This is a genomic window from Mucilaginibacter humi (assembly GCF_013087555.1).
Genome location: NZ_JABFCR010000051.1, coordinates 1 through 24,777, shown reverse-complemented (window position 1 = coordinate 24,777; position 24,777 = coordinate 1). Strand labels below are relative to the sequence as shown.

The 24,777-nt window shown below is 43.2% G+C and carries 22 protein-coding genes and 7 pseudogenes; 17 read left to right on the top strand and 12 right to left on the bottom strand.

Annotated elements, in window-relative coordinates:
- The 3 genes and pseudogenes from HK413_RS11020 to HK413_RS11010 form a co-directional block, all read right to left on the bottom strand.
- Window positions 1–1,145, bottom strand: a pseudogene (locus tag HK413_RS11020) (Rne/Rng family ribonuclease); the annotation flags it as partial.
- Window positions 1,146–1,386: 241 nt separating this feature from the next.
- Entirely contained in the window at window positions 1,387–2,232 is an 846-nt protein-coding gene (locus tag HK413_RS11015) for a tetratricopeptide repeat protein (RefSeq protein ID WP_175270200.1), read from the bottom strand.
- A gap of 9 nt (window positions 2,233–2,241) precedes the next feature.
- Window positions 2,242–2,537, bottom strand: a pseudogene (locus tag HK413_RS11010) (HU family DNA-binding protein).
- Window positions 2,538–2,715: 178 nt separating this feature from the next.
- Between HK413_RS11010 and mutY the strand changes: the two are divergent.
- From mutY to HK413_RS10985, 4 genes and pseudogenes are all read left to right on the top strand, one after another.
- Window positions 2,716–3,759, top strand: coding sequence for an A/G-specific adenine glycosylase (gene mutY, locus HK413_RS11005; RefSeq protein ID WP_175270199.1), 1,044 nt, complete (start codon window positions 2,716–2,718; stop codon window positions 3,757–3,759).
- A gap of 54 nt (window positions 3,760–3,813) precedes the next feature.
- Complete coding sequence (locus HK413_RS11000) at window positions 3,814–4,212, top strand: single-stranded DNA-binding protein (protein WP_175270198.1); 399 nt, start codon at window positions 3,814–3,816, stop codon at window positions 4,210–4,212.
- A gap of 263 nt (window positions 4,213–4,475) precedes the next feature.
- Window positions 4,476–5,104 (top strand): annotated as a pseudogene (locus tag HK413_RS10990) (serine hydrolase domain-containing protein).
- Window positions 5,058–5,954 (top strand): serine hydrolase, encoded by an 897-nt coding sequence (locus tag HK413_RS10985; protein ID WP_246230345.1) that lies wholly within the window; start codon window positions 5,058–5,060, stop codon window positions 5,952–5,954. Before HK413_RS10990 ends, HK413_RS10985 begins: the two are co-directional and overlap by 47 nt.
- A 112-nt stretch (window positions 5,955–6,066) precedes the next feature.
- Here HK413_RS10985 and HK413_RS10980 read toward each other — a convergent pair whose 3' ends face one another.
- The 3 genes and pseudogenes from HK413_RS10980 to aspS form a co-directional block, all read right to left on the bottom strand.
- Complete coding sequence (locus tag HK413_RS10980; RefSeq protein WP_175270195.1) at window positions 6,067–6,432, bottom strand: FKBP-type peptidyl-prolyl cis-trans isomerase; 366 nt, start codon at window positions 6,430–6,432, stop codon at window positions 6,067–6,069.
- A 41-nt stretch (window positions 6,433–6,473) separates the two neighbouring features.
- A complete protein-coding gene (locus HK413_RS10975; RefSeq protein ID WP_175270194.1) occupies window positions 6,474–6,938 on the bottom strand; it encodes an FKBP-type peptidyl-prolyl cis-trans isomerase in 465 nt (154 codons plus the stop codon).
- Window positions 6,939–7,119: 181 nt separating this feature from the next.
- A pseudogene (aspS, locus tag HK413_RS10970) lies at window positions 7,120–8,863 on the bottom strand (aspartate--tRNA ligase).
- A gap of 414 nt (window positions 8,864–9,277) precedes the next feature.
- Here aspS and HK413_RS18090 point away from each other — a divergent pair.
- From HK413_RS18090 to HK413_RS21300, 9 genes and pseudogenes are all read left to right on the top strand, one after another.
- Window positions 9,278–10,033, top strand: coding sequence for a carboxypeptidase-like regulatory domain-containing protein (locus HK413_RS18090; RefSeq protein WP_246230343.1), 756 nt, complete (start codon window positions 9,278–9,280; stop codon window positions 10,031–10,033).
- Between the two features lie 66 nt (window positions 10,034–10,099).
- Entirely contained in the window at window positions 10,100–10,759 is a 660-nt protein-coding gene (locus HK413_RS18085) for a hypothetical protein (protein ID WP_246230341.1), read from the top strand.
- Window positions 10,760–10,909: 150 nt separating this feature from the next.
- Window positions 10,910–11,668 (top strand): annotated as a pseudogene (locus HK413_RS18080) (TonB-dependent receptor domain-containing protein); the annotation flags it as partial.
- 73 nt (window positions 11,669–11,741) lie between these two features.
- Window positions 11,742–12,080 (top strand): annotated as a pseudogene (locus tag HK413_RS20005) (nicotinamide mononucleotide transporter family protein); the annotation flags it as partial.
- 85 nt (window positions 12,081–12,165) lie between these two features.
- A complete protein-coding gene (locus HK413_RS20000; protein WP_262886889.1) occupies window positions 12,166–12,417 on the top strand; it encodes a nicotinamide mononucleotide transporter family protein in 252 nt (83 codons plus the stop codon).
- Window positions 12,365–12,838: an acyl-CoA dehydrogenase family protein gene (locus tag HK413_RS10955; protein WP_175270193.1), complete on the top strand. Its 474-nt coding sequence runs from the start codon at window positions 12,365–12,367 to the stop codon at window positions 12,836–12,838. The genes HK413_RS20000 and HK413_RS10955 overlap by 53 nt, the downstream gene beginning before the upstream one ends.
- A gap of 137 nt (window positions 12,839–12,975) precedes the next feature.
- Window positions 12,976–13,473 carry an acyl-CoA dehydrogenase family protein gene (locus HK413_RS10950; RefSeq protein ID WP_175270192.1) on the top strand — a complete coding sequence of 166 codons (498 nt, stop codon included), beginning with the start codon at window positions 12,976–12,978 and terminating at the stop codon, window positions 13,471–13,473.
- Between the two features lie 80 nt (window positions 13,474–13,553).
- Entirely contained in the window at window positions 13,554–14,507 is a 954-nt protein-coding gene (locus HK413_RS21305; RefSeq protein WP_317169498.1) for an alkaline phosphatase family protein, read from the top strand.
- A gap of 50 nt (window positions 14,508–14,557) precedes the next feature.
- Entirely contained in the window at window positions 14,558–15,241 is a 684-nt protein-coding gene (locus HK413_RS21300) for an alkaline phosphatase family protein (protein ID WP_317169497.1), read from the top strand.
- Here HK413_RS21300 and HK413_RS10940 read toward each other — a convergent pair.
- The 3 genes from HK413_RS10940 to recQ form a co-directional block, all read right to left on the bottom strand.
- The gene (locus tag HK413_RS10940) at window positions 15,194–16,690 is read right to left on the bottom strand and encodes a UDP-N-acetylmuramoyl-tripeptide--D-alanyl-D-alanine ligase (protein WP_246230337.1); all 1,497 of its coding nucleotides are present in this window, start codon (window positions 16,688–16,690) and stop codon (window positions 15,194–15,196) included. The two genes, HK413_RS21300 and HK413_RS10940, sit on opposite strands and share 48 nt — an antisense overlap.
- Window positions 16,683–16,919 carry a helix-turn-helix domain-containing protein gene (locus HK413_RS18075; RefSeq protein WP_317169501.1) on the bottom strand — a complete coding sequence of 79 codons (237 nt, stop codon included), beginning with the start codon at window positions 16,917–16,919 and terminating at the stop codon, window positions 16,683–16,685. The genes HK413_RS10940 and HK413_RS18075 overlap by 8 nt, the downstream gene beginning before the upstream one ends.
- 158 nt (window positions 16,920–17,077) lie before the next feature.
- On the bottom strand, window positions 17,078–18,838 hold the full coding sequence (gene recQ, locus HK413_RS10935) for a DNA helicase RecQ (protein ID WP_217452257.1): 1,761 nt from the start codon (window positions 18,836–18,838) through the stop codon (window positions 17,078–17,080).
- Window positions 18,839–18,846: 8 nt separating this feature from the next.
- Here recQ and HK413_RS18070 point away from each other — a divergent pair, with 8 nt between their 5' ends.
- From HK413_RS18070 to HK413_RS18055, 4 genes are all read left to right on the top strand, one after another.
- Entirely contained in the window at window positions 18,847–20,364 is a 1,518-nt protein-coding gene (locus HK413_RS18070; protein WP_317169496.1) for a M14 metallopeptidase family protein, read from the top strand.
- On the top strand, window positions 20,351–20,500 hold the full coding sequence (locus HK413_RS18065; protein ID WP_246230335.1) for a hypothetical protein: 150 nt from the start codon (window positions 20,351–20,353) through the stop codon (window positions 20,498–20,500). The genes HK413_RS18070 and HK413_RS18065 overlap by 14 nt, the downstream gene beginning before the upstream one ends.
- A 127-nt stretch (window positions 20,501–20,627) precedes the next feature.
- A complete protein-coding gene (locus HK413_RS18060) occupies window positions 20,628–21,014 on the top strand; it encodes a hypothetical protein (protein WP_246230333.1) in 387 nt (128 codons plus the stop codon).
- Window positions 21,015–21,097: 83 nt separating this feature from the next.
- Entirely contained in the window at window positions 21,098–21,427 is a 330-nt protein-coding gene (locus HK413_RS18055) for a hypothetical protein (RefSeq protein ID WP_246230332.1), read from the top strand.
- Window positions 21,428–21,498: 71 nt separating this feature from the next.
- Here the strand turns inward: HK413_RS18055 and HK413_RS19995 are convergent, their stop codons facing one another.
- The 3 genes and pseudogenes from HK413_RS19995 to HK413_RS10915 all read right to left on the bottom strand — a co-directional run.
- Window positions 21,499–21,969: an outer membrane beta-barrel protein gene (locus HK413_RS19995; RefSeq protein WP_317169500.1), complete on the bottom strand. Its 471-nt coding sequence runs from the start codon at window positions 21,967–21,969 to the stop codon at window positions 21,499–21,501.
- The gene (locus tag HK413_RS10920) at window positions 21,900–23,933 is read right to left on the bottom strand and encodes a TonB-dependent receptor domain-containing protein (RefSeq protein ID WP_175270190.1); all 2,034 of its coding nucleotides are present in this window, start codon (window positions 23,931–23,933) and stop codon (window positions 21,900–21,902) included. The genes HK413_RS19995 and HK413_RS10920 overlap by 70 nt, the downstream gene beginning before the upstream one ends.
- 375 nt (window positions 23,934–24,308) lie before the next feature.
- Window positions 24,309–24,777: pseudogene (locus HK413_RS10915) on the bottom strand (hypothetical protein); the annotation flags it as partial.

The window sequence follows — 24,777 nt, the reverse complement described above, 5'->3', positions numbered from 1 at the left end:
AATCAAACAGGTCCTTACGATTGGTTGGTTTGTGCATGTCGATAAAGTCGATCACCACAATACCGCCCATATCGCGCAGCCTAAGCTGGCGGGCAATTTCTTTAGCTGCTTCGCGGTTTACCCGGTAGGCGTTCTCTTCCCTGGTTTTCTTTATTGGCAGTACGGTTACCGCTGTTAACGTCAATAACGTGCAGGGCTTCTGTATGCTCAATAACCGGGTAAGCGCCGCCGGCAAGGTTTACCGTTTTACCAAAAGCGCCTTTTATTTGCTTGTCTACACCGTAGTGCTCAAACAAAGGCTCTTTATGCTTATGCAGCTTAACAATGTTTTCCGGTCGGGCGATATATCTCTGACGTATTGCTTAACCTCCTCATACAAGGTATTATCGTTAAGGTAGATATTTTGAAAATCCGGGTTCAGGATATCCCTGAGGATAGTTGAGGTACGGCCGATTTCGCCTAAAACTTTCTTGGCCGGCTCTACCGATGGCAGGCGGGTCATGAAGGCTTCCCATTTCGATATCAGGTCAAGCAGGTCCTTTTGCATTTCTGCAACGCCCTTACCTTCTGATACGGTACGGATAATAACACCAAAGTTTTTGGGCTTAATACTCTCGATAATTTTGCGCAGCCGATTGCGCTCCGTGTTGCTCTTTATCTTTTTAGATATCGATATAACATCAGAGAAAGGTACTAAAACCACATACCTTCCGGCTATAGACAGGTCTGAACTTAAGCGGGGGCCTTTTGTTGATATAGGCTCTTTGGCTATCTGTACAGGTATAAGTTGGTTTTTGGTTAATATATCAGAGATCTTTCCTCCCTTGTTTATATCTTCCTCCAGCTTAAAGTTGTCTAAAAGCTTAGACTGGTAACTTCCACCACGCACTTGCTTAGCCAGCTTAAGGAGCGTTTGCACCTGCGGGCCAAGATCAAGATAATGCAAAAATGCATCCTTCTCATAGCCTACATCAACAAAAGCAGCGTTTAACCCGGGCATGATCTTTTGATCCGGCCCGGTATATATCACCAACAGTATAATTGTTGCTGATTTGCTCTTTATGTAGTTCTACAAGTTGTTTATCCTGTAATAATGCAATAGTAGCCCCGTTAGGGGATGAATCGATAATTAATTCTTTTATCAACTGCTACTCCATTTCTTTAACAGTATCCCGATATATGCGGGAACTGAATTTTTACTATAGGGGTAAAAAACATACTGCAAGCGCCATTACGGCGCTAAAACTCAGAAAAATAAGGTGCTAAAAAGCAGTGCTTATTTTTTCTTATGCCTGTTTTTTCTTAAACGCTTTTTGCGTTTGTGGGTAGCCATTTTGTGTCTTTTACGTTTTTTACCGCTGGGCATAATAATAATTTTTTAATGTGTTAATTTTTTAATTCCTTAATATACTGGTCGATGCGCTGACCAAAAACCGGGTCGGGCATCAATTCCTTGCATTTTTGATAAGCTGCAATAGCTTCTGGTTTCTGGCCCAACTGCTTATACGTTTCTGCCAGATAAAAGTATGACTCAAAATCAGGTTTTTTTGAAATAACTGTTTTAAAGCGTTGTACCGCTTTGTCATACTGGCCTGATTTCATCGAAAACAAACCCAAATTAAGGTTCGCGTTAATGTTTTCAGGATCTTGTGCAATAACCTCGCGTAACAGCGCTATACCCTGCATTGGGCTGGCTCCGCCGTTTACATAAGCAACACCTAAACCTGTTTTACCTTCAAGGCTTTGTGGTTTAAGTTTTAATGCATTTGTAAACGCTTCAACGGCACCTGTAATAAATGCCGGTGTTACCGCGGTGTCCTGCGTTATTTTAAAAGCGTCGTTAAAACGGTTGCCCGCTTTTAACCAGGTATCCGAGCTGTTTTCCTTGCGGGCAACGGCCTGGTAGTAAAATGCTGCCGGCGCGGGTTGATTTACATCGTCCCAACGGGTAGCTAATTGTTTTTCTATTGGCAGCTTCGCAGCATCTGTAGATGCATTTGCTAACTGTCCCTCCAGTTCATTTATCTTAGCCGATAATGCCGGGCCTATGGCCGTCTTAGCCGGTTCTGATACGGTAGCCACTGTAACACTTGATACTGCTTTCCCTGCCGGGGCAGCCCGGGCAGTATCATGTGTTTGGCTTGCTTTTATTAAACCTTTTACCGGTAATGAATACAAATAGCCCATAATAGCCACAACTACTACACCTACAACTATTTGTTTCTTATTCATTTTTGGTAATTATGCTTTAGCTGTTTTGTTACCTGTTTTTACTTTCTCAACAAAAGTTTTAGCTGGTTTAAAGCTTGGTACAAAATGCTCAGGGATGATTATAGCAGTGTTTTTTGAAATGTTACGCGCAGTTTTTTTAGCTCTTTTTTAACAACAAAACTACCAAACCCTCTTACATAAACGTTCTCACCACCAACCATTGAGTTTTTAATAACCTTAAAAAATGCCTCAACTGTTTCTTGTACATCAACCTTCTCAATACCTGTTTTAGATGAGATTTCAGTTATAATTTCTGCTTTAGTCATATCTGATTTTACTTTACTTTATTTGTAATTACTTAACTTATTTGGGGTTGCAAAAGTATTGCTTTATTACTAAAGAGCGAAATAATTAGCGTATTTTTTTTTCCGCAGCGTAAAAAGTGATGCATAATCTTTACAATCGCCACACATTTAACTATTTAATCCTATATTTTTGCGGCACATGGATTTCTCTGCTGAGCTTGTAAAATGGTATAATGAAAACAAGCGCGATCTGCCCCGGCGCCACACCACTGATGCCTATATTATTTGGCTGTCTGAAGTGATATTACAACAAACTCGGGTTGAACAGGGCCTGCCTTATTTTAACCGGTTTGTTGAAGCCTACCCCACAGTGAGTGATTTTGCCGCTGCTGATGAAACAGAAGTATTAAGACTATGGCAGGGCCTGGGTTATTATTCGCGGGGGCGTAATATGTTAAAGACAGCCAGAATTGTGCAGCAGGAATACGATGGCCAATTTCCTACAAAGTACGACGAACTAATAAAACTAACCGGAATTGGCGAGTACACTGCAGCCGCAATAGCGTCATTTGCAGCAAACGAGGAGCGCGCGGTTGTTGATGGCAATGTTAACCGGGTTATTGCCCGTTATTTTGGTATTAGTGAGCCTATTAATAGTACAACCGGTAAAAAGATCTTCCAAACCACAGCAAATGATTTGCTTAATAGGCAAAACCCGGCACTGCATAATCAGGCTATGATGGAGTTTGGGGCAATGCTTTGCAAGCCTAAAAATCCGGCCTGTGGCATTTGCCCGGTGCGCACAGGTTGTTATGCATTTACACATAATGCAACCACAGCGCTGCCGGTAAAAATTAACAAGGTTAAAATAAAGCAGCGCTATTTTAATTACTTTTTAATTGCTGACAGCGATAACATTTTAATGAACAAACGTGCAGAGAGTGACATATGGGCAAATATGTATGACCTGCCAATGATTGAAACCACAGCGCCTTCTACGCTTGAGGAGTTATTAATTATCCCGGATACTGTTAAGTATTTTGGAGAAAATATTAAAGTAACCGGGGTTTCTGAATTTAAAAAGCACGTGTTAACCCACCAGCATTTGTATATACGTTTTATAAGTTTGGATATACAATCTATAGCAATAAAGCCAAATTGGGTTTTCATAAAAGTAGAAAAAATAGAAGAACTACCCCTGCCAAAGCCTATTTTTATATTTTTAGATAATTTTTTAAATTAGAAATAAATATTTAATTTTATCCCCGACTATTAACAACCCGGTTGATTTAAACCTATGTCTGGAATAAATAAAGTAATATTAGTTGGCCATTTGGGTAAAGACCCCGAAGTGCGCCAATTAGAAGGTGGAGTATCTGTTGCAAGTTTTCCTTTAGCTACATCGGAAACTTTTAACAAGGATGGTAAGAAGGTGGAACAAACAGAGTGGCATAATATTGTACTTTGGCGCAGCCTTGCTGATGTGGCTGCTAAGTTTTTACAAAAAGGCAAATTGGTTTATATTGAAGGCAAATTGCGCACCCGCAGTTTCGAGGATAAAGAAGGCGTTAAAAAATATACTACCGAGGTAGTTGCTGAAAACTTTACCATGCTTGGACGTAAAACAGATTTTGAGCACGAAGCATTCCCCGTAACGGAGTTAAAAGCGATGAGATTGCAGAAAGCGATGATATAAACTTTTAAGCCCAAGTATAAACGTAATATAAAGCCTCCGATTTATCGGGGGCTTTTGTTTGGGTTATAATTTAAGCCTTCCGGGTTAAATCTGCGGTGCGTCAACAAATGTTTCAGATAAATAAAATGCGCCGGTTTTTTTACGTTAAATTAGTAGTTTTAAAGGAATATACAGGTGCTATCCGTACACCTATTAATTTGCCGTCTATATGAGAAAGAGACTCTTTTTGTTACTTTGTTTTGTATCGTTTATAACCATAACCCATGCCCAAAGTTGTAAGCCGGACGTCATTTTTAAAAGACAGCCTTGATGTATATATAAACCGGGCGCTAACCAACTGGCGCATCCCCGGCGTTGCCGTGTGTATTGTAAAAGATAATAATGTGGTGCTGATGAAAGGGTACGGTATTAAAGAACTTGGCCTGCCCGAAAAAGTTGACGAGAACACCTTGTTTATGATAGGCAGCAATACCAAAGCATTTACCGCTACCGCGCTGGCTATGTTACAGGATCAAAAAAACTATCGCTGGACGATTATGTAACTAAATATATCCCAACTTTCAGGCTCGAAAACAAACCGGCGGGTGAGATGACGACCATCCGGGACCTGTTATGCCACCGTTTAGGCTTTAAAACCTTCGAGGGCGACTTTACTTTCTATAATACAGATCTTACCCGGGCGCAGATCATCGATCGCCTGGGGCGCATGAAAGCCACCTATCCGTTCCGTACAAAATGGGGTTATACAAATGCCGCTTTTTTAACAGCAGGCGAGATTATTCAGCGAGCTACCGGGCAAACCTCGGGAAATGTATTTAAAACAAAATATTTTTGCCCCATTGGGGATGATGAATACATTGGCGCTAACGGCCGATATGCCAAAATCATTTAACAGAACCGTGGCCCATACTTTGGTTGATGAGCGCCTTAGCGCAATCCCCTACGCGCAATTGGATGGGTTGGCCCCGGCGGCCAGTATCTCGTCTTCAATAAACGATATGAGTAAATGGGTATTGGCCTTATTAAACAATGGTAAAGTGGGCGCACGGCAGGTAATACCGGACGCGGCGATACTGGCAACCCGTGCACCGCAGGATATTGTGGGAAGCATACGCCACTTAAATGGTGAAACCAATTATGAACTTTATGGCTTAGGCTGGTTTTTGCAGGATTACGCCGGTCATCGTATAGTGATGCATGATGGTGGCGTAAGCGGTTATGTATCGTCGGTTACCTTAGTACCGCAAGAGCACCCGGGTATTATCATTTTAACCAATACAGACCAAAATGCTTTTTATGAAGCTTTGCGCTGGGAAATTATGGATGCCTACTTTAAACTGCCATACCGCAATTATAGCGAGGCTTATTTAAGCTCTTTTAAAAGTAATATGGCTGCAGAGCAAAAAGTGTATAAAACGTGGCGCGACTCTGTTGCATTGAACTTACAGCCTGCTTCGCCAATAGCTAATTATACCGGCACGTATGTTAATGAATTTTATGGGAGTATGGTTATTAGCCGGGGCGAAAATAACGACCTGGAAGCCGTGTTTGAACACCACCCTAAAATGTTTGTGAAACTGCAACCTATTGGCGGGCACCGGTTTTTTGCAACTTTTTCAGACCCGATATACGGTAAAACCGTTTTTCCTTTTAATTTCCAAAACGGGAAAATTACCGGGGTAAAAGTTAAAGTAGCCGATTTTGTGGAGGCCGACCCTTACGAGTTTAAAAAGGTTAATTAACCAGCCTAATTGTTAAAACCCTGTAAAGTTATCTTGTAGATCACTACGGTATTAGCAGATACAACGCCATTGCCGCTGTTGCCAAAACCTAATCCGGAAGGGACATATAATGTTATGGATCCCCCTTCCCAATTTTAGGCACGCCAATTTGCCAGGCTTCTATACGATCTTTAAGTGCAGAATAAAAGCTCGGAAACGACTGTAATTCTACATCATCAAGGCTGTAAACCGAATAACCAACGCTTATATTTGAGTTTATAGTTGGGTGTGCGCCTGTGCCTGGATTAGTTACCTCATAATATAAGCCGGATGGATCTTTAGCAGGAAGAGGCAGGCCCCTTAATAAAAAATAATCATGTATTGCCTGATCGTCAACTACAGCTTGTTTAGAAGCGTCAAATACGGTATCATCAACTATTTTACGGCATGAGGATAAGACAATGGTAAAAAGGCAAATAAATAAAAAATATTTTTTCATGTTCATGATTTTCATTTCAGAAGATAAACGCAATAACCCTGTTAGTTAGAAAAACCGTTTAAATCTACAGTATAATTAAGTACCGAATTAGCCGGAATATCACCAGCGCCGGCACTACCATACACAAGCGCTGATGGCGTTATTACAATAATACGGCCGCCGGTGCCTATTTTAGGTATTGCAATTTGTAACGCCTTTACAAACGAGCTTAATTGTGCGGTATAACCATCAAGTTTACCAACAGAAACACCATTAAGATATGTACTGGTATAAGTAACTTTTACTGATGAGCTGGTTGTTGGATGCGACGCTGTGCCTGGCGTAACTATTTGATAATAAATACCGGAAGGGTCTTTTGTAAACGTAAGTTTATTAGCTGCAATGTAAGCTTGTATTTTAGCATCATCGGCACTTGCCTGTGTGGCAGCCAGGCCAGAAATGGTATATTTTTGACACGATGATAAACCAACAATTAACAGGGTAACTAATATAAAATATCTTTTCATTCGGGATTTTTTTTTGCAACTATACCTAAAAAAACAGGATGACTTAAAAATTTAACATTTTTTAGCATTTGCGCAAAACTACAAAATATTATCGGGCATTGCTTTTTACTAAATGCCGGTAGTTTACGCTTATTAAACCGGCAGCAACAATTAACGTTAAACGCTAAAAACTATTATAGTTTTAAAGCGCTGTTTTAATTTTTAATTCGTTTAACTGCGCGTCGGCAATGGTTGATGGCGAATCGATCATCACATCACGGCCCGAGTTGTTTTTAGGGAATGCTATAACGTCCCGGATTGAGTCTAAACCGGCGAATATGGAGCATAACCTGTCAAACCCGAAAGCTATACCACCATGCGGCGGTGCGCCATACTCGAATGCGTCCATCAAAAAGCCAAATTGTTTTTGAGCCTCTTCTGTACTAAAGCCTAAATGCTTAAACATTAAAGCCTGTAACGCGCGGTCATGGATACGAATAGAACCACCACCTATTTCGGTACCGTTTATTACCAAATCATAAGCGTTAGCACGAACATCGCCCGGATTCGTATCCAGCATGGCAATATCCTCGGGTTTAGGCGAGGTGAACGGGTGGTGCATGGCATGATAACGCTCGGTTTCTTCATCCCACTCTAACAGTGGAAAATCCAACACCCATAGCGGTGCAAAAGTATTTTTATCGCGTAAGCCAAGGCGCGAGCCCATTTCTAAACGCAACTCGTTTAATTGCTTGCGCGCTTTATCGGCATTACCCGCTAAAACTAATATTAAGTCGCCCGGCTCGGCTTCAAATGCTGCAGCCCAGTTGGTCAAATCGTCTTCATTATAAAACTTATCAACTGATGATTTTAAAGTGCCATCGGTATTATAACGACAATAGATCATGCCGGTAGCGCCAATTTGCGGGCGTTTTAGCCACTCGGTCAACTCATCAATTTGTTTGCGGGTATAATCGGCGCAGCCTTTGGCATTAATGCCTACAACCAGTTCGGCATTATCAAATATGCCCAAACCTTTGCCTTTTACAATATCATTCAGTTCAACAAACTGCATCCCGAAACGGATATCAGGTTTGTCTGAGCCATATAAACGCATCGCGTCGGCATATTGCATCCGTGGGAAATCATTAAACTCAACGCCTTTTACAGCTTTAAACAAGTGGCGCGTTAAGCCTTCAAATATATTCAGGATATCTTCCGGGTGATGAAAGCCATTTCGCAATCGATCTGCGTAAACTCCGGCTGGCGGTCGGCACGCAAATCCTCGTCCCTGAAACATTTTACGATCTGGAAATAACGGTCGAAACCGCTAACCATCAGCAATTGCTTAAACGTTTGCGGCGATTGCGGTAGGGCATAAAATTCGCCCGGGTTCATGCGGCTTGGCACCACAAAATCGCGCGCGCCTTCAGGGGTCGATTTGATCAGTACCGGGGTTTCCACCTCGATAAAGTTCAGCATGTCTAAATACTTACGGATCTCCTGCGCCATTTTATGGCGAAGCACCAGTTGTTACGGATAGGATTACGGCGCAGGTCAAGATAGCGGTATTTCGCTCTTAGCTCCTCGCCGCCATCAGTCTCGTCCTCAATTAAAAACGGTGGAATTTTAGCCGCATTTAGTATTTCTATATCGTTAACAGCAATTTCAATTTCGCCTGTTGGGATCTTGGTGTTTTTGTTAGTACGCTCAATTACTTTGCCGTTTACTTTTATAACAAACTCACGGCCCAGTGTGCGGCTAAGCTCGCGTAGGGTAGCGTCAGATTCAGTATTTAGTACCAATTGGGTTAGTCCGTAACGGTCGCGCACATCAATAAAAGTTGTGCCGCCCAAATCGCGAGATTTCTGTACCCATCCGCATAAAGTTACTGTTTGGCCTAAATTATTGATATTTAGTTCGCCGCAAGTATGTGTTCTTAACATGGTAACGTTTTTTGTAAAGTTTGCAAAAGTATCATTTTAGACCGAAAGTCCGAAAGACCGTAAGTCGGAAAGTCAGAACTTTCGGTCTTTTCTGACTTTCCGACTTGCGGACTACCAAAAAATACTACCTTTGCCTTTATAATTCTCAAGGGGTGCCTTGTTTTGGGAAAGCAAAATATCGCTGCAGCATATTTTACCAAACTGAAAGACAGGCTGAGATCAAACCCATTGTATTGAGTTATGAGTATTGAGTTATGGGTTTTGAGTTTACACTCATCACTGACAACTCATCACCCATCACTCATTACATGCACCTGATCCGGGTAATGCCGGCGTAGGGAGAGGTAATAAGTTAAGTGTACTGTGCATTGTGCCCTGGTGTACAGATGGTTTAACGTTTTTATAACAAACAAATTGAAAAAATTATTAATGGCATTATTTGCCTTGCTGCTGCCTGTCCCGGCATCGGCCCAATTCTCTGTTACCGGTACGGTAATAAACAACTCAAGTAAAAGACCACTGCCCGGAGCTACTATTAGTGTTGCAGGGCATCCTATTCAGACATCTGCTGATGAAGATGGCAAATTCCAAGTTACCCTTCCCGGGTCGGGAACTTTTATTATTAATGCGACTTATTTAGGTTATCACCCGGTATCTGACACGATACATCTTAATGGTGGTAATAAAATTTCAATAGTGTTCAAGCTGGCAGAAAATACCTTTTTAACCGAAGAGGTTACCGTAAACGCCACCCGTGCCTCAGCAAATTCGCCAACGGCCTTTACCAATTTAAACAAAAAGGATATTGGGAAAAACAACTCGGGCCGCGGTTTTGAGTACCTGCTGGAGCAAACGCCATCAACGGTGGTAACATCAAACGCGGGTACAGGTGTAGGTTATACCAGTATACGCATTCGCGGATCGGACCCTACCCGAATTAACGTAACCCTAAACGGTATCCCTATGAATGATGCTGAAGATCAGGGCGTTTACTTCGTGGATCTGCCCGACCTGGCTTCATCTGTGGATAATATCCGGTGCAGCGCGGCGTGGGTACATCAACTAATGGCGCGGGGGCTTTTGGTGGTAGTATCAACATACAAACTACCACCCGGCGCGATAGCGCTTATGCGGAGTACAATGGCTCGGCCGGATCATACGGTACTTTAAAAATACCGTAAGCTCGGCACGGGGTTATTAAATAACCATTTTAGTGTTGATGGAAGATTATCGAACATGACATCGGACGGGTATATAGACAGGTCGGCAGCTACGCTTAAATCATTCTTTTTAAGCGGCGCATATTACGGCAGGAAAAGTGTGTTACGTTTAAATGTTTTTGGCGGATATGAACAAACCCACCAGGCGTGGAATGGCGTGCCCGAGGATAGCGTAAACGCAGGCAATAGAAAATATAATGAGATCGGTTATATCAACTCGACAGGCAAATATTATGGCAATCAGGTTGATAATTATAATCAAAATTATTACCAGTTATTATATAACCATCAGCTAAGCTCTAAACTATCGTTTAACGGTGCGTTGCACTATACCCGTGGCTATGGTTATTATGAGGAATACAAGAATGATGCTGCGCTAAGCAGCTATGGCGTTACGCCGGTTACAGTAGGTGGTGTGGTAATAAGCACCACAGATTTAATACGCCGCCTATGGCTGGATAATGATTTTTACGGCGCAACCTATAACTTTAACTATAAACCCAATACCAAACTGGATATAACGTTAGGCGGGGCTTATAATGAGTATAAGGGCCGCCATTATGATAATATAGAGTGGACGCAGCAAAGCACCAATATTCCGCAGGATTATGAATATTCGCGCAATAGCGCCAAAAAACAGATTTTAATCTGTTTAGCCGCGCCGAGTATCATATAGGCGATGTTTTGTTATATGGCGATATACAATACCGCCATATAGGTTACTCATTTTTAGGCTACGATAGAAATTTGAACAATGTACAGCAACAGGTATCGTTAGATTTCTTTAATCCCAAAGCCGGTATAACCTACCAAAGTTGACGACAACAGCAATATATACGCATCGGTGGCTGTAGGACACCACGAGCCCAACCGCAGCAGCTATACCAACTCATCGCCATCAAGCCGCCCTAAGCCCGAGCAGTTGACAGATTTTGAAGCCGGTTATCGCACACAACAAACTAACTTTAGTGCAGGTGTAAATGGTTTTTATATGCTGTATAAAGATCAATTGATTTTAACCGGTGCGCTTAATGATGTGGGTGAAGCAATCCGCACAAATATTAAAGACAGTTACCGTGCCGGTATAGAAGCTAATTTTAAAGTGAAGATAGCACAACCGCTAAGCTGGGCAGCCAATGCTACTATAAGCACCAATAAAGTTAAAAACTTTACCCAGTACCTGTATAATTACGATACCGATAAAATGGATGCTACCGCTTATGCTAAAACAGATATAGCTTACTCGCCTAATTTTATTGGTGCAAGTACTTTAAGCTACCAGCCTTGTAAAAATGCCGAGATTGCGTTCATCAGCAAATATGTAGGTATGCAATATCTTGACAATACCTCAACCCAAAGCCGTTCATTGCCACGTTATTTTGTGAACGATGTAAGGCTGAATTATAATTTCAGCCTTAAAGGTGTGAAGAACATTGGTATCGGGTTGCTGATCAATAACATATTCAGCGCTAAATATCAAAGCGATGGTGCTACTTACCCGGATATTGAAGGCGGCGTTGTGAAAAACTATAACTACTTCTTTACCCGGCGCCGGTTAATTTCCCCCGGCGTCGTTAAATGTTAGGTTTTAATAAATTGAATTAGGCTGATTAGTTGGAGGAGATATCCTCCAATTAATCAGCTTTAACTTTTCATTTATGGATGCGCAACATATCCTGCAACTTTTTAAAGAACAAGTGCAGCACACCACTCCGTGGGAGTGGCTGGCTGTTTTATTGGGAATTACCGAAGTGTTGCTGGCAAAGGTCAATAACATCTGGTTATATCCTACGGGCATAGCCGGAACGCTGATCGGTATTTATATTTTGCTAATGGCGGGCCTGTATGCCGAATCGGCCCTGAGTGTTTATTACGTGGTGATGAGTATTTACGGCTGGGTGTACTGGCTAAAGAAACGCAACGAGCCGCCGGTAAAAATAACCCGGAGCACACGTAAAGAGTGGATAATTACCTTACTGATAGTTTTTGTGGGATGGGCCGTACTTTACCTGTTGCTTAAAAATTTCACAGGGTCAACCGTTCCGGTTTGGGATTCCCGGTGTCTTCCACCGCCGGGCGGGCATGTGGCTGCTGGCCCGGCGCAAACTGGAAAACTGGATCTTACTAAACATCTCAAATATCTTCGCCATACCCTTGCTTTGGCAAAAGCAGCTGGTGTTGTTTTCGGCATTAACACTGTTTTTATTCATCGTGGCCATATTTGGCTTTTACGATTGGCGCGCCACCGGCGAAAAGAACAAACTCTTAATCCATCAAACTAATGAAACACAGCGTATCCCATCCATCAAAACATATTACTGCGCAGGATGCTGATATCATTCGCTCGGCAGCCGCAGAAGCGGAAGCGTTGGGTATGTTGACTCCTGCACAACTACAAGTGGTTTATAACCAACGCTGGTTTAAGTTGTTAGTGCCTGATGTTTATACCGGCCAGCAAATAACATTGCCGCAATTGGTTCGCCTGCAGGAAGCCATCAGCTGGATCGACGGCAGTACCGGCTGGGTAGTTACCCTTTGCAGCGGCGCAGGGTGGTTCGGTGGATTTATCGATCCTGAAGTGGCCCGGCAGATATTTAATAATGATACTGTTTGCCTTGCCGGTAGTGGCGCGGTAGGCGGAACGGCAGAGATCACCAGCAACGGCTACCGGGTTAGCGGCAGTTGGAAATACCGCCAGCGGGGCGCACCACGCCACACATATCACCGCCAATTGCGCGATAAAAAGAAATGGTGAGCCGGTTTTAAATGATGATGGCGAACAATTGGTACTGCCATTTATCTTCGATAAAAAAGATGTAACCGTTTTGCCGGCCTCGAAATATATTGGTATGGTAGCTACCGGCAGCGATGCCTTTGAGGTTAAAGACCGAAGTGCCAAATAACCGGCAGTTTAAAATTGATCCATCGGCAGTTAAGGTTGATGGGGCTTTATATCATTACCCGTTTTTACAATTGGCCGAGGCTACCCTCGCGGTAAATATATCCGGCATCGCCATACATTTTATTGATTTATGTGCCGATGTATTTAATGACCGGATGAATCACCCACGACTCACCGCTCCGCAAAAAATGTATTTGATTGATACGCTGGCTATGGTAAATAAAGAAATGAACCGCCTGCGAAAATTATTTTTTGAAGCGGTTGATACATCCCGGGAGGCGATAACCGCAGAGCAAACCGTATCAGACGAATTATTAAATAATGTAAGCGCAAGCAGCCGTGGCCTGGCGATAACCGCACGCGAGCTGGTAGATAAGCTATATCCGCTATGCGGATTAATTGCAGCCAGCACCGAAACGGAAATCAACCGTGCCTGGCGCGATTTGCATACGGCCAGTCAGCATGCCTTGTTAACTTTTAGTAGTTAATAGCAGGTATTAATTTAATATAAAGTTCATGTACAATTTTAATTGTATTATTGATATTTGAGTTTTCTTAATATTACAACATGAAATTTAAATACCTGTTACTCCTGTTATGTGCCGGTGTGGCTGTTAATGCTAACGCTCAATCTAAAAAGAAACCAACGGTTCCTGCTGCTACAACAACTTTACCGCGCCCAAAATTGGTAGTCGGCATCGTGGTTGATCAAATGCGCTGGGATTATTTGTATCGTTTTTATGATCGCTACAGTGCAGGTGGTTTTAAAAGGATGCTGAACGAGGGCTTTAGCTGTGAGAATGCTAATATCGACTATATACCAACCGTAACTGCCATCGGCCACAGTAGTATTTATACCGGCTCTGTACCAGCGCTGCATGGTATTGCGGGTAATGATTTTATTATACAGTCAACAGGTAAATCAATGTATTGTGCCGAAGATAAAACAGTACAAACCGTTGGCAGTACATCAGATGCAGGACAAATGTCGCCACGCAATTTGCTGGTTACAACTGTTACTGACGAGTTGAGGTTGGCAACTAATTTCCGATCGAAAGTTATTGGTATTGCGTTAAAAGACCGCGGCGGTATCTTACCGGCAGGCCATACAGCCAATGCTGCATATTGGTTTGACGATAAAAGTGGTAACTGGATAACCAGTACCTATTATATGAATGACCTGCCGCAATGGCTAAAAGACTTTAATGCCAGGAAATTACCTGAGCAATATTTAAAACAAGACTGGAACCCGTTATACCCTGTTAGCACTTATTTGCAAACCCTGCCGGATGAAAGCAAATACGAAGGCAAGCTTAAAGGGGCAACAGCGACAACCCTGCCGGTAAAAACATCCGAGTTATACAAAGGCAATTTAGGGATGATCCGCAGTACGCCGTTTGGTAATACCATGACGCTTGATTTGGCAACAGCTACCATAAATGCAGAAAAAATGGGTCAGGGTGCGGTAACCGATTTCCCGGCAGTTAGTTTATCATCAACAGATTATATAGGCCACCGGTAGGTATTAACGCGGTTGAGGTTGAAGATACTTACCTGCGGTTAGACCGCGACTTGGCTGCCTTCTTTACTTATTTAGATGGTAAAATTGGCAAGGGCCAGTACACCGTGTTTTTATCAGCCGACCATGGTGCCGCTCATAATACCGGCTTTTTACGTGACCATAACGTACCTGCAGATGTATGGGACGAAAGCGGTGCCGCAAAAGACCTGAATAAAGTATTAATGGACAAATACAAATTGGATAAGATTGTATTAGGCTTGACCAACTATCAGGTTAATTTAAATTATGCGGTAATTAACCGAAATGGGCTTGATGAAAACGCTATTAAGGCCGATTGTATCAAATACCTGCAGGACCTGCCGGGTGTTGCCTTTGCAATTGATATGCAGAAAGCAGCTACGGCTAATATCCCCGAGGAACTACGCATGCGCATAATTAATGGCTACAACATTGAGCATAGCGGTGTTATACAAATAATTTTAAAACCGGCCTGGCTTGGCGGCCGTCGTGTAGGCGATGTTTCGCCGACAGGTACATCACATGGCACCTGGAACCCTTATGATACCCATATACCAATGGTATTTATGGGCTGGGGCATTAACCACGGCGCTACCAGCAAGCCAACGCACATGACGGATATTGCACCAACTGTCGCTGCTTTATTACATATACAGGCTCCAAATGGCTCAATCGGCAAATCTGTTAGCGAGGTATTGAAGTCGGATAATAAGTAATAACCAAATCAAAAAGGCGATGGAAGATCTTCCATCGCCTTTTTGATTTTGGTCTTCATAGCGAAGGCCTCTTTTGCATTGTATATAGGATAAGCGCGTATAGTTTAAAGCAACTCTACCAACCGCTCCAACGCCATGCCGCGCGAGCCTTTGATCAATATCGTCGAATTCTTTATCGGGTTGGCTTTTAAACCGGTAATAGCATCCTCGGCGGTAGCATAAGCAATAGCCGGCGGTTGATGGTTCATAGCCGTATGCTTTTTCAAATTCATGTCCTATAAAAATGCGTTCATCAACCGGCGTATCCAATGCTTTTTGCATAACCGCGGCATGTTCTGTCGCGGCCTCAGCTCCCATTTCAAACATGTCGCCCAAAATTAAAACTTTACGGTCGGCAGTTATTTTGCCAATGTTGTCAATAGCTACCATCATACTGCTTGGGTTGGCGTTGTAATAATCGCAGATCAGCGTATTGGTTGCTGTCTTTACAATTTGCGAGCGGTTATTTTTAGGCTGATAACCTTCAATACCGGCATTGATCTGCTGGGGTGATAGCTTAAAATAAACCCCCGTACTAATCGCCGCCAAAATATTATCCAAATTATAAGCGCCGGTAAGTTGTGTTTTAACGTTATAGCTTTCGCCCGAGCTGTTGTTGGTCCACTGCAAAGAAAGCAATGGAGCATTCTCGGTTATCTCGCCGCTTACCAGGTCATCAATAGCATCCCCATAAAAAACAGGCGGAACGGTAAATTTGCGTTTTTCGGCCATTTCAGTTAAAATAGGGTTGCCACTATTAATAAACGCCACACCATTCGGGGCTAACCAGTCATATAACTCACCTTTGGCAATCTTCACTCCTTCAACACTGCCAAATCCTTCCAAATGGGCCTTGCCAACATTGGTAATTAGTCCGTGCGTTGGTTGCGCTATACTGCAAAGTAGCCCGATCTCTTTAATATGATTGGCCCCCATTTCTATCACCGCCATTTGGTGTGATGCATTGATACTTAAAATAGTAAGGGGTACCCCAATGTGGTTATTCAGGTTGCCCCGGGTAGCCAGCGTAGTAAAATGCTGTGATAGTACGGCGTTTATCAGCTCCTTGGTAGTGGTTTTGCCGTTAGTGCCCGTAAGCCCTATAACCGGTATGGTTAATTGCCTGCGATGATGGCGCGCCAAATCCTGCAGGGTAGTCAACACATCGGTTACTAACAGGCATTGGTCATTAAACTTATAGTCGGGGTTATCAATTACCGCAAAAGCCGCACCCGCCTCAATGGCTTGTTGCGCGAAAGTATTGGCATCAAATTTTTCGCCTTTTAAAGCAAAGAACATACTACCTGTGGGTATCTTACGGGTATCCGTACTGATAAGCGGATGTTGAAGGTAGTGCTGGTATAGTTGTTCGATGGTAGTCATTGTCTTATAATAACCAAATTTATTCATTTCTGTTCATCCAACCCAATACCGCTTTAATTTCGCCATAAGTAAAATCAGGGCCTAAAATCTCTTTAAGCGGTGCCAGCCTATCCGCACCATAACCTTCAATAGCTTCCTGTATGGCCGGTATTTTATCCGATGGTACCATCTCCAGCACATCCAATTCGCCCGACTGCACAAAGTGGCTCAAATGGCTCTCAACGGTTGACACTGAAAGCCCGCGTTCGGCGGCTATTTCGGCAATGGTCTTATCTTTTTTATACAGCTCGAGGCTTGCCCTGCGGGTATCGCCACTGCGCGGCGTGTTGGGTCTTTCGGCCCTTGGCTTACGTTCGCGCTTGCGGCTTTTCTGGCCGATCTTTGAATTTAAACCGCGTTCTTCGGTATAAGTTTTTATACGATTAACAAATTCGCGCCCGTATCGCGCCAGCTTAATCTCGCCAAAGCCCGATATAAAGCGCAGCTCATCAAACTTTGCGGCAGATAGGTGGCCATTTCCATCAGTGTTGCATCTGATACGATGACATAAGCCGGTACATTCTCCAGTTCGGCCATGCCGCGGCGGGTATTTTTCAGGATGCTTAGCAGATCGTTCTCAAATGGTAGTTCTTCGATTTGGCGCTCTTCAATTATTTGCGTTGCGATGAGTTCTACCTTTTCCTCACCTTTTAAAACAGCGGGGCTTTTAGGGGTGAGCTGCAACACCGGATATTCGGTTTGAGTAAATTGCAGGTAGCCCGGGGCAACCAGCTCGCGCAGGTAGCGCTGCCAGTCGGCTTTGCTAATGTCCTTGCCAACGCCGTAGGTTTTTAGTTCTTTATGGTCGTCGCGGATCTTCTCATTTTTTGATCCGCGTAAAAAATCAATCACATAGGTAGCACCAAATCTTTCTTTTAACCTATACACGGCCGACAACGCTTTCTGTGCTATTAAAGTACCGTCAAACTTGGTGATCTCGCTCAGGCAAACATCGCATGATCCGCAATGGTCGGGCGCAGGCTCATCAAAATAATTCAGTAAAAATTTACGGCGACAGGTGGGAAGCTGGCAATATTTAGCCATATCATCCAGCTTGCTTAGCATAATACGGGTTTGTTCAGGGTCGCCATCAACACTTACAAAGCCTTTTAATTTTATCGCATCGCCCGGCGAGTAAAACAGCAGGGCTGACGATGCCAAACCATCACGCCCGGCACGACCGGTTTCCTGGTAATAACCTTCGATATTTTTTGGCAGATCCATATGCACCACGTAACGCACGTTTGATTTATTGATCCCCATGCCAAAGGCAATAGTGGCTACTATAATCTTTACATCATCGCGCAAAAATGCTTCCTGGTTTTTGGCTTTTACTGCATTATCCAGCCCGGCATGGTACGCTTCGGCCGAATAGCCTATCGCTTTAAGATCAGCAGCAAGGGCTTCAACCGATTTTCGCGATAAACAATATATTATACCCGACTCATCTTTCTTATCCTCCAAAAAATCAAGCAGCTGATCGAAACTGTTGCGCTTGGGGTTAACCCGATACGTAATGTTTGCACGGTTAAAGGAAGATATAAAGATCTGCGGTTTTTTAAGGTTTAGTTTTTCGAGGATATCCTTTTGCGTCAGCTTATCAGCAGTAGCGGTAAGCGCTATAACGGGGATATTTGGGAAATGATCCTTTAATCCCGCCAGCATTAAATATTCCGGGCGGAAATCATGGCCCCAGTGCGAAATACAATGCGCCTCGTCGATAGCTATTTGTGCCACCGGTACAGGTAGCGATTTTAAAAAGCTAACCAGGTTATTGCCGCTGCCAAACAAACGTTCGGGCGCCAGGTACAACAGTTTAATATGGTTGCTATTAAGCTTGCGGGTGATGTCGGCTTGCTCGTTAGGGCTTTGGGTTGAGTTTAAAAAGGCGGCAGGGATACCGGCCACATTCAGGCTATCCACACGGTCCTTCATCAAAGCTATTAAGGGAGATATAACAATGGTTAACCCATTCAATAAAACGGCAGGCAGTTGGTAACATAAGGACTTGCCGCCACCGGTTGGCATCAGCGCCATTACATCGCCGCCGCTTAAAACATGCTCAATGATAGCCTCCTGCTCATGCCTGAACTCGCTGTATCCGAAATATTTTTGTAAGGCCTGGGTTGGGGTCATGTACAAAGGTGCTGATTTTTGGGAGAATATGTATTGGTAAATACCAGATGTGGATAATTGCAAAAATCGTTACCTTCACTTTATATGTCGAAAAAACTACCATTGCTGTTTATCGGGTTGTGTTTTGCTGTGGCGGGGTTCGCGCAAAAATACAATCGCCCTCTCAGTTTTTAGGGTACCAGCTGGGAACGCAGTTTACTTACCAGTACCGTATAGCCGAATATTTTAAATATGTAGCCGCCGAAGCCAAAAATGTTAAGCTGTTACAATATGGCTCAACCAATGAGGGCCGACCTTTAATAGCCATGTTTATCGCCTCGACTGAGAATATTGGTAAACTGGATGAGATCCGTAAAAATAATTTAGCGCTGGCTGGTTTGCCTGATTCACATATTGCTACTGCACCTGTCGCTGCTGCTCTAAATCCAGTAATAGTATGGTTAAGCTATAATGTACACGGTAACGAGCCATGCTCAAGCGAGGCGGCTATGCAAACCTTATTTGATATGGTCGATCCGGACAATGCTAATGCTAAGAACTGGTTAAAAAACACAGTTGTGGTTATAGACCCCTGCCTGAACCCCGACGGGCATGAGCGCTATGTTAACTTCTATAATTCGGTAAAGGGTGCGTCGCCTGATATTAACCCAGCAGCACGCGAACACGCTGAACCCCGGCCTGGTGGCCGGGTAAATCATTACTATTTTGATTTGAACCGGGATTGGGCCCGGCAAACTCAAAAAGAAACGCAGGCAAGGGTAGGCTTATACAATTCGTGGTTGCCGCAGATACATGTTGATTTCCATGAGCAGGGATATAATGCACCCTACTATTTCGCCCCGGCTGCCGAGCCAATGCATAAAGATATAACTGCCTGGCAAAAACAGTTTCAAACCACTATAGGTAAAAACAATGCTAAATACTTCGATCAAAATGGCTGGCTGTATTTTACTAAAGAAGAATTCGATCTGCTATACCCATCCTATGGCGATACCTATCCTATTTACAACGGTTCTATCGGTATGACGTATGAGCAAGGCGGCATAGGTGCAGGCCTGGCTATTACTACCCGTACGGGCGATGTTTTAACTTTAAAGGACAGGATAGCTCACCACCATTCCAACGGCTTAAGCACGATAGAAACGGCATCGGCCAATGCTGCTAAAGCGGTGCAGGAGTTTAAAAAGTACTTTGATAACACCCGCACCAAGCCCGATGGCGATTATAAAGCTTACGTTATTAAAAGCACCAACGAAGATAAGTTAAACACGCTGGCCGACATGCTGCGCCGCAACGGTATTCAATACAGCTATGGTGTTAAAGAAACTGCATCCGGCTATAACTATTTCACGGGCAAAACAGAGCAATTTAATATTAATACGGGCGATATGGTGATCAGCGCCTATCAGCCAAAATCGGTACTGATGCATGTGCTGCTGGAACCTAATACCTTCGTAGCCGATTCGGTTACTTATGATATTACGGCTTTGGTCGTTACCTTACGCTTATGGCTTGCAGGCCTATAGCTTAAAGGAAGGGCTAAAAACATCGGCACAAAAAATAACAGATGTAACCCTTGCGCCACCGCCGGCTGTATCCAAACAACGGGCCTATGCTTATGTAGCCCAATGGCAATCGGTAAATGATGTTAAATTCTGGTAGAGCTGTTTAAGAAAAACATTAAAGTGCGGTATGTAGAAACGCCAATTGAAGCGGGGGTAAAAAGTTTGGAGCTGGGTCGCTTATTATAGCCAGGGCCGGCAACAATACCGATTCGTTTGATGATGATGTGCATAATGCGGCCAGTGCTGCGAGCCGAGAACTAACCCCGTTAACCAGCGGCTTTGTAGATAAGGGTGTCGACCTGGGGTCAAGCTCTATCCGTTATCTGCATCAGCCTAAAGTTATGGTAGTTGCGGGGCAGGAGGTTAACGCTGAAGCCATGGGCGAGATCTGGCACTTTTTTGAGCAGCAGCTGGGCTACCCGGTGTCGCTGGTTAACTACAGCAATTTAAACCGAACCAAGCTGGACGACTTTGATGTGGTGATATTCCCCGATGGTAACTATGATGGTTTCCCATCGGAAAAACTAACCACCGGGATAAAAGATGGCGGAAAGCTAATTGTACTGCAAGCTGCCGTGGAGCAGTTGGCGGGTAAAAAGACTTTAATATAAAGCGTAAGGATATTGACAGCACGCACATCAAACCATCAGCAAGAATATATGGTGACCGCGACCGTGAATCGATCAAAACCCGCGTGGCCGGTGCTATTTATAAGATCAACCTGGATAATACCCATCCGTTGGGTTTTGGCTATCCGGGTTATTATTACTCGCTTAAGCTAAGCGATGATATTTATAAGCTGATGGACGACGGCGACTGGAACGTAGGCACTATTAAAAAGGATGCTTATGTTGCCGGCTTCGTTGGCGAAAAAGCTAAAGATAAAATCAAAGACGGCTTGCTGCTCGGCGTTCAAAATATGGGCCGCGGCTCGGTTGTTTATATGGTTGACGATCCATTGTTCCGCAGTTTTTGGGAGAATGGGAAGTTATTGTTTAGTAACGCAGTGTTTATGGTGCAGTAGGTCAGTTGGCAGTAAATAGTTTGCAGTCGGCTTGAATAGGTTTGTGCCAGCTGCAAACTAATAACTGCAAACTAATTATTACCGCTTACCCTTCCGGCTTCGTCCTCTGCTCCGGTGCGGTGTTGTCGTTTTTTGATCGAAGAGTTACCAAAGTTGTAGGTAATATTAAGTTTAAGCAAACGGGTATCGCTTTTTTGTCTTACCATAAAGTTATTGGTCAGTTCGTGGCTGCTGATATCGTTACGCAGGGTGTTGAAAATATCGTCCAGGCCTAACTTTACGTTAAACTTCTTATTGTTGAATGACCGGCCAATTGCCGTACTTACGCTATATCTTGGAAATATATTAAATATACCATAGGTTAAGGCTGATCGATAATCAAAATTGATCTCGCCTTTAAAGCCGGCGAATAATAAGTTTTGTGTAGTCTTGAAAACAAATGCCTTACGGCCATTATCAATATTGCCGCCATTTATACCGTTTGATTTAAAGCCCAAATAGAAGCCGTTAAAATTAAAGCTGCCTGTCCACCAGTTAAAAATGTTATAAGGCGAATATATATTAATGTTATAACCGGTTTGTGTTTCCGGTTTTGGTGTGTCTCGAACGATTTATTGCCCCGGGTTAATATCAGCTCTACGTTGGCATCGGTTGTTTTGCTATAACCTACGGTTACTTCGATAGTTTTGTTGTAAACATAACCCAGCTCAAAATTATTAGTGTATTGCGGCTTTAAAAACGCATTACCGGCTGAATAGGTATAAGGATCGAGATAATATATAAATGGGTTTAGATCATCATAGCCTGGCCTGTCTATCCGGCGGCTGTATGAAAAGTTAAGCTCGTTTTTCTTGCTCAGTGTTTGATTAATGAAAACACTTGGGAAGAAATTAAGGTAACTGCGGTCAACCGGTGTGCTGCCCAGTAGGTTACCGTTTGATTGCGTATACTCGGTACGTACACCTAACTGTATCGAGCCAGATTTATATTGTTTGTTCAAGTTTACATAACCCGCATCAATTTTTTCGGTATAAATAAAACGATTAGAGCGCGATGCATCATTAAAATAATCTCCGCCGTTTGATTTCTGTGCCTGCAAGTCATTATCCGTTTTTACGCTGCTAAACTTCACACCTGCTTCAAACTTAACCGTTTTGCTTAGCGGTTTGGCGTAATCGGCTTTGCCGCTATAAATTTCAATAGTAGAGGGAGTTTGGTTGCGCAATAATAATGGTGCGTGCTGTTTAGTGCCGTCAGGTAAAAAGTAATCGGTATTATAATCGGCATTAGTGTTATTGTTAAACTTAGAGTAGTCCAGGTCAACACTCAATTCCTGTCCCGGGGTATCCAGCTTTAAACGATCGTTAAGGTTGATAGCATAATTTTTATACGACTGGTTAATTACGGAGTTGGTAGTTAATGACGAATCGGCCACGCCAGGCTGCCTGCCAATATTGGTATGGTTATAATTACCATCGTTCTCAGAGTTTTTATAGCCATTTACTACTACACCGATGGTGTGTTTGGCGGTTAAATCCGTGTCGGCACCAATATTAAAGTTATTATAGTGGTTGGTTTGCGGCATTTGCGATACCTGGCTAAAATAGGTGTTGGTGCCCCCATTTGTAATAACGCGCTCAATACCAAAATCGCGGTAACGCGGATTATCACCATGGCTAAAAGTGCCGAATAGGTTAAGATTACCTTGTTTATGATTTAAGTTAAGGCTCAGGTTATCCCTTACGCGGCTATTGCGGCCAACGCCTGCAGTTGCGCTGCCGTTTGTGCCAGCCTGCTTATTCTTTTTTAATTTGATATTGATAATGCCGGAGTTGCCCGCAGCATCGTATTTGGCTGATGGATTGGTAATGATCTCGATAGACTGTATAGTAGTGCCGTCTGTCGAGCGTAAAAGGCTGGCCAGTTGTGTAGAGGTTAGATAAGTCAATTTATCATTGATCATCACGGTAACACCCTGTTTGCCCTTAAGGCTGATGTTATCGTCTTTATCAACAGTAACACCTGGCGCGCGCTCCAATATCTCCATTGCTGTATTGCCTGCCGCCATAACACTGTTTTCAACATTCATTACGGTGCGGTCTATCTTGCGTTCTATCAATGGCCGGGTAGATGTTATGGTAACCGTATTTAAAGCTTTAACATTGGCACGCGTTTTTAAAAGCGGAACGTTCACCGCCTCTGTATTAACCGTAAATACGGCACTCATGGCAGCGGTATAACCTACTGTGGTAGCTTTTATTATATATTCACCGGGTTTAATGTTATCAAAGGTATAAGCGCCCGCATCATTGGTTAGGGTGCCTTTTACTACTGTAGAATCCTTGGCACGTAATAAACTTATAGTGGCATAATCCATGGCAGCGCTTTGGTCGTTTACCAGCTTGCCGGATATTGTTCCGGGCGGCTTTGCATTTTGGGCAAATGCTGTGGCTGTGCCAAGTATAAGCAGCAGGGTATAATATATATAAGTAATTGTTGTTTTCATGGTTTGGCAGGTGTAGTTGGGCAATAATTATCCCTTTAAAAGATTTGTGTTTCTTTTTTAATAGTATAGTTTATTAATGTTTGATGTTTAAACTAACCGGGTTGATCCCGATTATTGTGCGCCACGCAGTAGCGTACACTTTTGTAGTAAGATGCAGATACCTGCTAAAAGGTTACAAACTATTTTTAACTTTTTAATGCCGGTATAAATGGCGCCACAATATCATTAAAAAAGAAAAGGGCACAGGGCTGCTAACTACAGCGGTTTTTTGGGGTGAACGGTTTGTGGATGAGGTTACTAAATTAATATATAAGGCAAATATAAGCCCGCTGCAAAGCAGCAGAATATACCTTATATATATAGCAAACGCCTTCACTATTTTGCTTTTATTGTTTTTGTTGAATCTGGTTTTGCCGCAGGCGTTGTAACCAGCGTATCAATTCGGCAGCCTAATCCATCGGCTGTCATTACAAATGCCGCCGAATTTAGCTCTGTTGATCTTTTATTGGTCTCATTACATCCGTTAATATCAACAGTGCCGTTAATATAGCGGTTTATCTCATGGTCAATCACCAGAGTTGCATTCAATGGAACTTTCAAAGTAAGTTCAACACTTTGGTCATGCCAGCCGGCGTTTGGTGCAAATTGTAGGTAGCGGTCAAACTTTAAAACAGAATCCTGTTGCGTGAATATGTATTTAGTGTTACGTGCATTTATTAATGCGTCATCATAATGACTGCCTTTGGCGCGGAAGGTTTCTACCAACACCGGCTGACTAACATCGCTACGTTCTATATTAATAGATATACTGTTTCTGTCAAAGTCTTCAAAGTTATCACCATCA